Genomic DNA, 12,670 nt, shown 5'->3' on the forward strand with positions numbered 1-12,670 from the left:
GGTCGTTTTCGCCTTCGCGGTGCGCGACGGCGCCGCAACGGCACTCCCATTCGTCGGGGATCTCCGCGCCCTCCGCGAACGGCAGGATCGTGCGGTGACCCTTCGGACAGATGTATGCCACGTCCGACCTTGCCGCGAAGTCCACGTTCTCATCGGACTCCAGCGACTTCGCGCCGATGCTCATGCCCCTCAGGCTGCGTTCCGCCATAGTTCCTCCTTGGATTCGTATTGTGCTACGTTACCGAACAGTTCGGACGTGCGTTCTATTCCCGTTTTCGGCGGGATCCGCCCGTCGTGCGCGGGTTCGTTTGCGGGTCTTGCCCCGGTCAGTCGACGCCGGAGTAGGCCACGACCCCGCGGTTGACCAGGTCGGCCGCCTCGTGCGCCGTGCGGGCCAGCGCCTCGCCCTTGTCGCCGAGCATCGGCGCGGCGGTGGCGATCTGCTGGAGCACGTCGGCCAGACGCTTCGCATTGCGTACGAAGTCGCCGCCGGTCAGTTCCGTGCCGCGCAGCACATCGGCGAGGTCCCTGCCGTCGGCCCAGTCGTACATCACGTCGACGATGCCGAAATCAAGCTGCGGAGGTGTCTCCAGCCCGTCGTCCTCACACTGCATGCGTATTGCGGCCTGGATGCCCCGCAGCTCCTGCGCGGCCCACACGACCGGCCCCTGCATGCCGCCCGGATAGCGTCGCGGCTCTCCCCCGCTGCCGCGTCGAGCCTCGTATACGAGGGACGACAGGACGGCGGCCAGGCACTGGGCCGGCAGCATGTCGAACGTACCTGCGCAGATCGCCTGCGCAAGCACCAGGTCCTGTTCGCTGTACAGGCGTCGCAGCAGCTGGCCGTGTTCGGTCAGACGATATCCGAGCGCGCCGTCCGCGGCGTCGTGCCGTTCGAGATAGCCAAACCGTTCGAGGATCTCGCAGATGCGGTCGAACTGTCGCGCCACCGAACCGGTACGTGAATCGTAGCGTTCGCGCACACGTTCGAGCTCGCGCATCTCGCGCATCCAGCGATGCCCCCATTTGAGATGCTGCTGCAGATCGGGGCACCGCCGGCACGGGTGCTCCTGATCCGCCTTGCGCAGCTCGGCGATGCGCCGGTCAAGATCCGTGAACGCCTGGGACCGCTCACGATCGGTGCGGAACCTGGTCTGCTTGAGCTTGCGCCGTTCGTTCTTCTCGAGGTCGGCAAGCCGCATGCGGATGCCCATCAGCTCCCTGAAGTCGCCATGATCGCAGGCGAACGCCTCCTCATAGCCGGCGATGGCCTGTTCGAGCGTGCCGATCTGCGATTCGAGCTGCCATGCGGATTCGTTCGCCTCCCACTGTGCGAACGAATGGTCGAGCGTGACGCGCGCGGTCCCGTAGTCGCTGGCGTTGAGCAGGTTGACGGCCATGTTGAACGTGGGTCGGAAGCTGGAGTGCAGCGGATAGACGCGTTTGCTGGACAGCGCCGCGGCTGTCGCCGGCACGAATCCGCGATGGTCGACGACGACGGCGTGGCCGATCGTGTCGATGCCGCGGCGTCCCGCGCGTCCGGTCAGCTGGGTGAACTCCCCCGGCGTAAGCTGCACGTGTCCGGTGCCGTTGAATTTCTCGAGCTTCTCGACGACCACGCATCGGGCCGGCATGTTGATGCCGAGCGCCAGCGTCTCGGTGGCGAACACCACCTTGACCAGCCCCTCCTCGAACAGGCGTTCGACGATCTGACGGAACAGGGCGATCATGCCGGCGTGATGCGAGGCGAAACCCTCCTCCAACGCGAAACGGAACTTCGCGAAGCCCAACGCCTTGAGATCGTCGGAGGTCAGCTGCCCGTCGATCATCTCGTCGACGATGCGGCGGATGCGGCGCACCTCGTCCTCGCTGGTCAGTTCCAGTCCGGCGTTGATGCATTGCTCGACGGCCTGGTCACAGCCGTTGCGCGAGAAGATGAAGTAGATGCCGGGCAGCATGTCGAGATAGTTGAGCTCGTCGACGACGGCCCAGCGTTTGGGCGTGTGCCGCTCGGGCCTGCCGCCGCGCTCCGGGCCCGCCGCGCGGCCGAACCGCCCGCGGCCACCCTTGCCGCCGCGTTTCGACGGCCGTTCGTCCCCCCGGCGTCGTGCTGCGGCGCGGTCGAGCTGATCAAGCCGATTGACGAGTTCGGCGTTGAGCTTGGTGGTCTGGCGTCCCTGATCGTCGTGCCGGTACAGGTCGATGAGTTCGGGTTCGATATGGTCGTTCGCCTGTACGAGCACATGCTGTTCGAGCGGCACGGGCCGACGTTCGGAGACGACCAGCGTGGTCTCGCCGCGCACGGACGTGATCCACTGGGAGAAGTCCTCGACGTTCGAGACGGTCGCGGACAGGCCGATGATGCGCACGGACGGCGGCAGGTGGATGATGACCTCCTCCCATACCGGTCCGCGGAAGCGGTCGGCCAGATAGTGCACCTCGTCGAGGATCACGTAGCTGAGCGCGGTGAGCGTGGTCGAATGCTCGTAGAGCATGTTGCGCAGCACTTCGGTGGTCATGACGACGATGTCGGCTTCGGAGTTGATGGACGTGTCGCCGGTGAGCAGGCCGACCTTGTCCGCGCCGTACACGGCGACCAGATCATGGTATTTCTGGTTGCTCAGCGCCTTGATGGGCGTGGTGTAGAACGCCTTGACGTTGCGTTCCTGCGCCAGGTAAATGGCGAAGTCCGCCACGACGGTCTTGCCCGCACCGGTGGGCGCGGCGACAAGCACGTTGTGCCCGGCTTCGAGGGCGTCGTTCGCCTTGCGTTGGAAATCGTCGATGTCGAACGGCAGCGTCGCGGCGAACCGTGCGGCCGCGGAGCGTTCGTGTTCGCGTGACTTGCGGAACGCCGCGTACCGTTGCGCCGGCGACAGGCCGGCACCGGCGTTCTCGGACGATGCATGATGGCGTGGCATGGTCAGATCGTTGTCCTTCGGATGTTGGCGCCGGCCTGCCGGGCCATGGCGCATGGCGGAAATGGGCGCTTACGAACGATCCCAGCGCGCCCAGGTACGGGCGTGGCGGTCCCGCGTCGCCTGACGGCGCGCGGCGACCTCGGACTGCGCCTGCGTGTACCGGTCGGCGGCCGTCCGCAACGGCTCCGTGAACACGGGGGCATGCGGCTCGTCGTCGGAGGATTCCGTCTCCTGCATCGCCGCGAGACGCTCGCCGATGCGTGCCCCCACGTCCCCGGCGGCACGCAGTCCGCGTAGGCCGTGTATGGCCGCGTAGATGATGCCGGCCGCGATCATGGCCAGCATGAACAGCGTCAGCAGCAGCCATATCCACCAAGGCATGGCATCCCCTTTCTCATATGCGGACCTATTATGCGGTCCGCAAGTCACGCCGACGGCGAGGCGGCACACACCGGCCGGTAGCGTGTCGGCCGCAGTCGTCCCGGCATCCGGTGAAGCGGCCCGGTCAGTCGCGTTCGGCGTCGTCGTGCTGGCCGACGCTCAGCTCGCGCTGCGCGCGGGCGACGATCATCGTGCGCAGCGTCTCCGGGGCGACGGCGGTGATATGGCGTGCATGCGCGATGCAGAACGCAACGAACCACGAGTCCGAGGAGACGGTCAGATGCACCTTCTGTCCGGTGCCGTACGGTTCGATGGTCGCCCCCGACAGCGTCTTGGTGAACGCGAGGTCCTGCTCGTCGGTGATGAACACCGCGGCCGTGCCGTTGTCGAAGCTCCACTTGCGCAGCTCGTTGACCGGAACGTCCGGGATGTCGATCGGATGCTCCGGCGTGACCAGTTCGGCGTGCTCGATGCGCGCCAGTCGCAGCACCTGCCAGATGCGCGGCTTGCCGGTGGCACGGTTGATGCGCGTGTCCTTCTGCACCAGATGCTGCTTGTCCTTCGGCGCCGCGTCGGCGACATCCGTCCAGACGGCCGCATAGTACACGCCCTCGTCCACGAAGATCTTCGCGGGGGCGACCAAACGGCGGCGGGTGCGACCCGCGCCGTCCGTGTACTCCATGTCCAGCAGGGAGTCGGTGGAGATGGCGCGCTTGACCGCGGAGAAGCTGCGCGGTTCCAGTTCGTAGCCGGTCAGGCTCAGCCACGGCGTCTCACCGGGCACCACATGCGCGTGCAGACGCTCGTAGAGCGAGCGTGCCTGGTCCCGCTGCCCCTGCGGCAGCAGCGGCGAATGGGCCAGATAGCTTACGGAAGCGGTCAGCAGGCTCAGGTACTGCGGCGAAATGCCGGCGAGCCGCTCCAATCCCAGCGAGTTGGTGGCCGAGACGATGCCTTCGGCGTCGAGCAGCGACCAGTCGATGTCGAAGAACTGACTGCCGGCCATCTCCCCGTCGTCGGAAACGGTGGTGAGCGTGTTGATGTCCTTGTGGATCACGTTCACGTACTTCTTGAGCTCGTCCTCGCTCTTCGCCTTGCCGATGAAGCGTTCGGCCAGTTCGGCCAGCGAATACTCCTCGCCGAGATGGGCCGACAGGAACAGCATGAGGCGCAGACGACGGTCGACCTCGCTGCCGGTCTGGAACGACGCGCCCTTCTTCTGGTGCGCCTTGGACAGTTCGGGATCGTCCTCGTCGTCGTGGTCGTGGTGGCTGCTGATCGCCGACGTGACCACGGTGGCGCCGTTGTCGCCCGACGACTCGTCGGCCAGCGTGAGGCTCACGGCGGCGTTGAGACGGCGGTTGAACGCGTCGACGGCCTCCTGCGGGCTGACGATGTAGGCGCCGGGATGTTCGAGCACGAACATCGCCAGGTCGTCGGAGTCGGTGTAGGCGACGTTGATGTGCTCGCCGTCCACGTCCACGGTGGCGGCGAAGCGACGCGAATCGATGACCTTCACCAGCGTCTCGGGAATGGTCTGCGTGCCCAGTCCGGGGGCGATGGAGTCAAGGCCGAGTCCGGGAATGGGCGTCTGGGGCACGCGCGGCGTGGTGCGCGAGGCATGCTGCGCCGGCTGCTGCTGGTTGGAGGACGACGACATGGAGATCGACCGGGCCAGATAGTTCGCCGCGGCAAGCACCGGCAGATCCTCCTGGGCGAAATGCAGGCGGATGCGCGGTTCGTCGCCGAGCTGGAGACGGTACGAGGCGAAATCCTGCCCTTCGGACTTCGACGAGTACTCGGGCTGGCGCGACTCGATGGCGATGCCCATGGCCGCAAGCTTGGCCCGGTCGCGTTGGAACTGCTTGGCGAACGCCGCCTTGGCAGCCTGATCGGCGAGCTCGCCGTACGAGTCGGCATACGCCTTCACGCGCTGAGCGATCTGCCGGGAGGTGAGCCATTGCGGGAACGCGGATGACAATACGGCCAGCACATCAAGTTCGTGCTTGCCCCATTTGTCGGAAAAACGCCGCCTTCCGTTGGTACCCTCTGCCATTAGTCCTCACGTATCGTTATTGTTTCGTTTTATATGCGTGCGTCCCTTATCGGAACGCCCTGTTCTATATTAGAGGCTATTTATGGCCGGCGTGTTCATTTCGAGAAAAAACGCCGTTCTTTTTCCCCGTTCCGCCCGCCGCGAACCGTCTGCCGACCGGTCGGACCAGGTCGGCAGACATCCGATCAGACCCAATCGTCCGGTTCGATGCCCTGCGGGCCGACGTATTCGCCGTTCGGCACGTAGCTGGGCTCGCCCTTGTCCTCGAGCACCGCGTCGGAGAACATGATCACGTCGCGGCCGAACGTCCAGTCGCCGTTGATGGTGACCGAGTTCGCGGCGGCCAGCGACGGCACCGAATACGGGAACCGTTCGTCGAAGTCGTTGATGTTCTTGTAGTAGCGCGGATCGAGCTGCACGTTCGGGAAGATGTAGTTGCCGTCCTCCATCTCGTACGAGTCCGTCAGATGGAACCGATCGGAACGCATGATGAACAGGTCGTCGGTGGTCTTGACCGGCAGGAACCGCATGCGGTCGACCTGCACGCAGATCGCGCCGTCGAACAGCGAGACAGCGGCGCCCATCGCCGTTTCCAATTGGATCACCGGCGTCGACGACGGATCGGTGGGATCCACGGTCTTGTGGTTGCGGATCACCGGCAGCGGCAGCACGCCGTCGTATTCGGCGAGCTTGGCCTTGAGCGCGTCGATGCGCACCCAGATGCTGTTCGTGTTGAAGTACGGGTGCTTGTCGATGTTCTGCGCGTCCGCCTTGTCGTCCGGGTGCACCTGGCTCATCTCGCGCAGCATGAGACGTCCGGTGGCCTTGTCCCGCACGATGTGGCCGCCCTTGCGGTCCGCGTAGGTGCGGGTGGCGACTTCGATCATGAACGGGGCTCCCGTGTTCTCGAAATGCTGGGCGAGCGTGCGCGAGGGCCTCGCGCCGAGGTTGTCGGAGTTCGAGATGAACAGGTACTTGAATCCCTGCTCCTCCAGCACGTCGAGCAGTCCGGACTCCCAGATCGTGGAGTACAGGTCGCCGTGTCCCGGCGGGCACCATTCCAGCTCCGGGTTCTCGGGGAACGAGACCGGCTCGCCGGTGGCGGCGACGATCTTCGGCTCCTGATGCTGCACGATCTCCATCGGCACGTCGCTCTGCTGGAACTTGCGGTTGCGATGCAGCACCTTCATCGTGTCCTCCGAGGTACGGAAGGAGTTCATGAGCGTCAGCGGCAGACGTACGCCGAGACGCGTGCGCGCGGTGACGACCTGTCCGAGGATGATGTCGATGAAGCGGACCTGCTTGGCCTTGTGGCGACGCACCGGCAGCAGCGACTTCGCGCATTCGAGCCCCATCGACGTGCCGAGGCCGCCGTTGAGCTTGAGGAACGCGGTCTTGGCGAAGGCGCCCACCGCCTCGTCGTGGTCGATGGTCTTGTACACGTCGTGGAAGCTCGGCACGTCGGTCAGCGGCTCCACGCTCGACTCGCGGATCCAGCTGCTGGACTCCTCGTTGCGCCACACATCGTACAGATGCCTGAACTGGGCTATGGCGACATCGCTCATGCCGGCGTCGTGCATCTTGCTTGCGGACAGTTCGAACACGTCACTCATCGGAAACCAACTTTCCCTATGCGTTTGCTCGGCCCCGTTCCGATTTTCTCGATTCGGGGCGGATTCGGGTCACAGGACAGAAGACCAGTTTAACCGATTCCGGGCTGTCCATGCCCCCGTCGTCGGCGTGTGGTGCGGATAATCGCGTGAACAATCGGTGAACTCAGCGTCCGTAGAACAGACGTTCGGTCACGTCGCGCGCCTTGCGCATGGCCGACAGCAGGTCGTTCTCGAAATGCTGGCCGCGGTGCGCGTCATAGCCGAGGTAGACGGCGATGCCGCCGAGCGAGTAGATGTCATCGGGCAGGATGTCGGCCTGCGAGACGCGCCCGTTCCACAGGTAGTTGCCGTTGCGGGCCGCCGTGCACATGCGCCACGCCTTGCGCAGCACGATCGCGTCGGCTGCGGACACGTACTTCATCCGTTCCAGCTCGTCGAGCGCGTCCATCGTGGAGTTCAGTCGCAGCGCGGCATGGCTGCCGGCGTGCTGCAGCTGCAGCAGCTGCACGGTCCACTCCACATCGGACAGGCCGCCCTTGCCGAGCTTGAGATGCCGTTCGCGGCGCACGCCGCGGGGCAGACGCTCGGCCTCCATACGCGCCTTGAGCTTGCGGATCTCGCCGAGCTCGGTCTCGCTCAGGTCGTTGACCGGGTAACGCAGCGGATCGGCGATCTCATGCAGGAAGTCCTCGCCCAGACCCCGGTCCCCCGCGGCGCAGCGCGCGCGCAGCAGCGCCTGGTGCTCCCAGGTACTGGCCCACGACGCGTAGTATTCGCGGCACGAATCGTAGGAGCGCACGAGCGGTCCGTTCTTGCCTTCGGGACGCAGGTCGAGATCGAGTTCGATCTTCGGCTCGAGCGTGGTGGGGCCCTGCAGGATCTGACGCAGCGAATCGCACACCTTGCGTGCGAACAGGTTGACGGTCTGCTCATCCGTCGTGCCGCACCGTCCCGCGCCGTCCGTCCCGGAGGCCGGCCGGTAGATGAGGATGACATCGGCGTCGGAGCTGAAATTGACCTCGCGCCCGCCGTAGCGGCCCATCGCGATCACCGCCATATCGACGGGCGCCGCGCCGAGCCCCTCCTCGGCGCACTGGTGCCGCATGGCCCATGTCAGCGAGGCGTCGATGATGGCGTCGTATACGTCGGTCATGCCGGCAAGCGAGTCGGCGTCGTTCATCACGCCGCTCATCCATGCCAGGCCGATGCGTTCGATCTCGTGACGTCGCATGGCGCGCATGGACGTCGCGAAGTCGTTGATGTTCGCCGCGTTGCGTGCCAGCGACGAGGCGCACTGCACGTCGAGGCTCTCGCGCGTGCGCGCCTTGAGCCGTTCGTCGTCGCCCAGCCAGGTCACGGAGACGACGGACTTGTTGAGCGCATCGCCGAGGAAGCGCGAATTGGACAGGATATGGCACAGCCGCTGGGCAGCGGAGGTGGAGTCGCGCAGGAATCCGAGGTATTCGCTGCCGGTGCCGAAGTTCTCCTCGAGCTTGCGCCAGCCCAGCAGGCCCATGTCCGGGTTCTGGCCCTGACCCAGCCATTGGAGCACTGCCGGCAGCATGATGCGGTTGATCTTCGCGGCCCTCGACACGCCGGAGGTCAGCGCGGCGACGTGCCGGATGGCGGCCTGCGGATCCTCGAAGCCGATGGACGCGAAGCGTTCCTGCGCGGCCTGCGCGCTCAGTTCGACCCCGTCGCCCTCGGCGGAGGCTGCGATGGGCAGCATCGGCCGATAGTAGATGTCCATGTGCAGGCGGCGCACCTCGCGGCGCGTCTCGTCGTACTTGTCGACGAGCTCCTCGGGATGCATGCCGAACGCGCGGGCGAGGCGGCGCAGTTCGGGGTTCTGGTTGAGCGCCTCGTCGCTCACGTTGCGCTTGCGGTCGAGGCCGCCGACGCTGCCCGGCCCGAGGTCGGGGAACAGGTGGGTGCGTTTGAGCGACCACATCTGCTGGCGGTGCTCCATGACGCGTTCGAAACGGTAGTCCCACGACAGTTTGATGGCCTGCTTGCGCGACACGTAGCCGCCGTCGGACAGCCGCTGCAGCGATTCGAGCGTGGATGCGGTGCGCAGCGACTCGTCGGAACGGCCGTGCACGAGCTGGAGCATCTGCACGGTGAACTCGACGTCGCGCAGGCCGCCCTTGCCGAGCTTGATCTCGCGGTCCTTGAGGGGCGCGGCGATGAGATCCTCGACGCGCCTGCGCATCTTCTGGCAGTCGTAGACGAAGTTGTCACGCTTGGAGGCGGTCCATACGAACGGCCGGGTCATGTCCATGTAGGCCTGGCCGAGCCGCTTGTCGCCTGCGACCGGACGCGCTTTGAGCAGCGCCTGGAACTCCCAGTTCTCCGCCCACTGCTCGTAGTAGCCGCGATGCGAGTCGAGGGTGCGCACGAGCGGGCCGTCCTTGCCTTCCGGCCTGAGGCCTCCGTCGATCTGCCACAGCGTCGGTTCCGCGACGCCCATGATGACGGACTGGCATACGCGCTGCAGCATCGTGCCCATTTTGGTGCCGATGCGGGTGAGCGTCTGACGGTCGATGTCGTGGTCGGCCGGTTCGACCACGTAGATCAGGTCGACGTCGGACACGTAGTTCAATTCACGCGCACCGAGCTTGCCCATGCCGATGATGGTGAACCGGACGTGTTCACTGCCGTCGACCTCGTGCCGTGCGATGGCCAGCGCGCCTTCGAGCGCGGCGTCGGCGAGGTCGGACAGTTCCTCGCTGATGCGCGGCTGGAGCGCGATCGGGTCGTCCGCGGTGGTGTCCTGCGCGATGACGGCGGCGAGCTGCTTGCGGTAGGTGCGGCGCAGCGCCGTGGTCGCCTCGGCGAGGTCCAGCGATGCTTCGGGCGCGTCCACCTCGTCCGGATCGGCGCCGACCGACCGGAGCACGTGTGCGCGCCGCTGGTCGTGGTTGAACAGGTGCGAGTTGCACGAGTCGCTGGCCGCTGCCTCGACGAGATCCATACGGAAGCGCATGAACTTGCCCATCGCGTCCGACACGCCGAGCACCGCCACGAGTCGGGCGAACGACTGTTCGTCGGGCAGGATCTCGGTGAGGGGGCGCCCCTGGCTTTGCAGGGCGTTGACGATGTCGACCAGATTGCCGAGCGCCGCATCCGGGTCGCAGGCTTTGCCGAGCGCCGCCAGCAGCATGCGCAGGCGCGTCTCGTCGACGCCGTTCGCGGCGAGCCGGTTGAACCGTGACCGGGCGGCATCCAGATCCTGCAGTCCCACGTGGATGAGCTCCCGTGCCCCGACGTTGAATTCTCGCGTTTCGTCCATAGATTCCAAATCTACTACGTTGGGGTAGCATGGCATGGCTATGTGTCTCCGATTTGCAGCCGATGGGTGGTCGATATGAAGCGTAACGTGACGTTGAAGGACGTGGCCGCGCTGGCGGGGGTCTCGTTCAAGACCGTGTCCAACGTGGTCAACCATCGCGACGACCAGATGACCGCCCAAACGCGGGAGCGGGTGCTCAAGGCCATCGACGAGCTCGGCTACCGCACCAACCATTCGGCGCGTTCGCTCAAACTGGGCCGCACCGGGGTGATCGGACTGGCGGTGCCGGGTTTCGCGCAGCCGTTTTTCGGCTATCTGACCGACGAGGCCGCGGTGGCGGCGCAGGAGCACGGTCTGGAGCTCATCGTGAGCGTCTACGAGCATCTCGACCATGGTCTGGATACGTTCGTGCGCAAGGCGCCGCAACTGGGCGCCGACGGCTGGATCATCTTCAACGACCAGCCGCTGCCGCCCGCGGCGTCCCTGTTCCACCAGAGTTTTCCGATCGTCGTGTCGGGCAACCGGTCCGTCCACGGGCTGCTGGATCTCATGTCGACGCCGAACACGCAGGGTTCGCGGCTCGGCACGGAATGGCTGATCGACGGCGGCAACGACGTCGTCGCGTTCATCGGCGCACCGAAGCCGCTGTTCGACATCGCCGACGAACGCGAACGCGAGCGGACGGTGCTGGACGCGACCGACGAGTCCTCCATCCTGCATCTCAAGGGATACATCCAGGCGTTGCACGCGCGCGGACGCACGGTCGACTGGCGGTACGTGATGCCGTGCTCGACGATCAGCACGCCTCCGGGCGAACGCGCCGCGCGCCGTCTGCTCGAACGCTGCCGCGACTTGGGGCTCCCCGTGCCGGGCGGGATCCTGTGCGCCAACGACGCGGTCGCCTACGGCGTGATTTCGGCGGTGTCGCAGGCCGGTCTGTCCATCCCCGACGACGTCGAGATCATCGGCTTCGACAATCTGCCCGGCAGCCAGTATGTCGTGCCGCCGCTGAGCACCATCGACCAGCACGTCGACCGGTACGTGTCCAAGGCGATCGACCGGCTGCTCGCACGCATCGACGGCGACGCCGGAGAGCCGCGCACGTATACGTTGGATGCGGATCTGATCGAACGCGGCACGACGCGCAAACGCGGCTGACGCCGCGCTATTCGACGATGACGGTGAGCGTATCGATCTCGAAATACGTCATGTCGAGCGAAATGCCGGCGCCGCATCCATGGCTAGCGCCAATGTTCCGGCAGTGACGGCGGTGATGCGCTTTGCGGATCTTCGTCCGGATTGCAGTAAGGTGCAAGTCACTCCGCAGTCGTGGTCCGCGGCAGTGGACACCCCGCCGTTCATGCGGCCGTTGGACAAACGAAAAGCCGCATTCGTGACGTCATGCAAAGTCACGAATGCGGCTTAACGGAACGTTCGGTCATCCGCCCTACGGGGCTCTGTTGGTCCCATCTGGATCAGCGTCCGAACAGCGGCTCCACGTTGTGCCAGATGCGCCGGGCGTTGGCCGGGCGGTTCATCGTGTACAGGTGGATGCCGTTCACGTCGTTGGCCAGCAGGTCGGTGATCTGCTGCGAGGCGTAGTTGACGCCCGCGGCGCGCAGCGACGGCAGGTCGTCGCCCCACTTGTCGAGCAGGGAGACCACGTACTTGGGGATCTTCGTGCGGTTCTTGGCGGCCATCGTATACACGGACTTGGCGGAGGTGATCGGCATGATGCCAGCTTCGATCGGCGCGTGAATGCCGGCCGCGCGCGCCTTGTCGACGAATTCGTAGAAGTTCTCGTTGTCGTAGAACAGCTGGGAGATCAGATGCGTGGCGCCTGCGTCGACCTTGGTCTTCAGGTGCTCGATGTCCTCGTCCAGCGACTTGGATTCGATGTGGCCTTCCGGATAGCAGGCGGCGAAGATCTTGAGGTACGGCTTGCGCTCGTGAATGTAGGCGATCAGGTCGCTGGCATGGTCGAACACGCCGACCGGCTCGAGGCCTTCGAGATGGTCGCCGCGCAGGGCGAGCACGCCGCTGACCTTGGCCTCCTCGAACAGGTTGAGCGCGTCGTCGATCCGCTCCTTGTCGGAATACAGGGCGGTCAGGTGCGCCACCGCCGGGATCTGGTACTCCTTGCGGATCGTGTTGGCGATGCGCGCGGTGGCGGTGCGGTCGGCGTGCGTGCCGTGGCCGTACGTCACCGAGATGAAGTCCGGCTTGATGCCCTCGAGTCCGTCGAGCGCGTCGTAGATGGTGCCGACCGGGGCGTCGCGCTTCGGCGGGAAGACTTCGAGGGAAAAGATCGGGTTATGCATGGGTTCTGCTCCTCGCGCGTCCGTCGCTGCGGCCGCGTTCTCCTATGACGCCTGTATATGATTCCGGCTCCCCCGGTACGAACCGA

At 65.6% G+C, this 12,670-nt stretch carries 8 protein-coding genes; 1 reads left to right on the plus strand and 7 read right to left on the minus strand.

The genetic code is table 11. The features are described 5' to 3' along the window. The 6 genes from JS533_RS04765 to JS533_RS04790 all read right to left on the minus strand — a co-directional run. Window positions 1-208 (minus strand): RNA polymerase-binding protein RbpA (locus JS533_RS04765; RefSeq protein ID WP_241513347.1); only part of this gene is annotated, 208 nt, incomplete at its 3' end. A gap of 118 nt (window positions 209-326) precedes the next feature. Beyond that, on the minus strand, window positions 327-2,921 hold the full coding sequence (locus tag JS533_RS04770; protein WP_241513348.1) for a DEAD/DEAH box helicase: 2,595 nt from the start codon (window positions 2,919-2,921) through the stop codon (window positions 327-329). 69 nt (window positions 2,922-2,990) lie between these two features. Beyond that, window positions 2,991-3,302 (minus strand): hypothetical protein, encoded by a 312-nt coding sequence (locus JS533_RS04775; RefSeq protein ID WP_241513349.1) that lies wholly within the window; start codon window positions 3,300-3,302, stop codon window positions 2,991-2,993. Window positions 3,303-3,426: 124 nt separating this feature from the next. Next, window positions 3,427-5,358 carry a helix-turn-helix transcriptional regulator gene (locus tag JS533_RS04780; protein WP_241513350.1) on the minus strand — a complete coding sequence of 644 codons (1,932 nt, stop codon included), beginning with the start codon at window positions 5,356-5,358 and terminating at the stop codon, window positions 3,427-3,429. A 185-nt stretch (window positions 5,359-5,543) separates the two neighbouring features. Then, window positions 5,544-6,971 (minus strand): UTP--glucose-1-phosphate uridylyltransferase, encoded by a 1,428-nt coding sequence (locus tag JS533_RS04785; RefSeq protein ID WP_241513351.1) that lies wholly within the window; start codon window positions 6,969-6,971, stop codon window positions 5,544-5,546. 163 nt (window positions 6,972-7,134) lie between these two features. Further along, complete coding sequence (locus tag JS533_RS04790; protein ID WP_241513352.1) at window positions 7,135-10,263, minus strand: bifunctional [glutamine synthetase] adenylyltransferase/[glutamine synthetase]-adenylyl-L-tyrosine phosphorylase; 3,129 nt, start codon at window positions 10,261-10,263, stop codon at window positions 7,135-7,137. A gap of 75 nt (window positions 10,264-10,338) precedes the next feature. Between JS533_RS04790 and JS533_RS04795 the strand changes: the two genes are divergently transcribed. Then, window positions 10,339-11,421, plus strand: a complete 1,083-nt coding sequence (locus JS533_RS04795) for a LacI family DNA-binding transcriptional regulator (protein WP_241513353.1) — start codon at window positions 10,339-10,341, stop codon at window positions 11,419-11,421. A gap of 317 nt (window positions 11,422-11,738) precedes the next feature. Here JS533_RS04795 and metF read toward each other — a convergent pair whose 3' ends face one another. Next, a complete protein-coding gene (gene metF, locus JS533_RS04800) occupies window positions 11,739-12,584 on the minus strand; it encodes a methylenetetrahydrofolate reductase [NAD(P)H] (protein WP_241513354.1) in 846 nt (281 codons plus the stop codon). Window positions 12,585-12,670 lie beyond the last annotated feature (86 nt).

The sequence above is a fragment of the Bifidobacterium amazonense genome (assembly GCF_018555435.2).
Lineage (GTDB): Bacteria > Actinomycetota > Actinomycetes > Actinomycetales > Bifidobacteriaceae > Bifidobacterium > Bifidobacterium amazonense.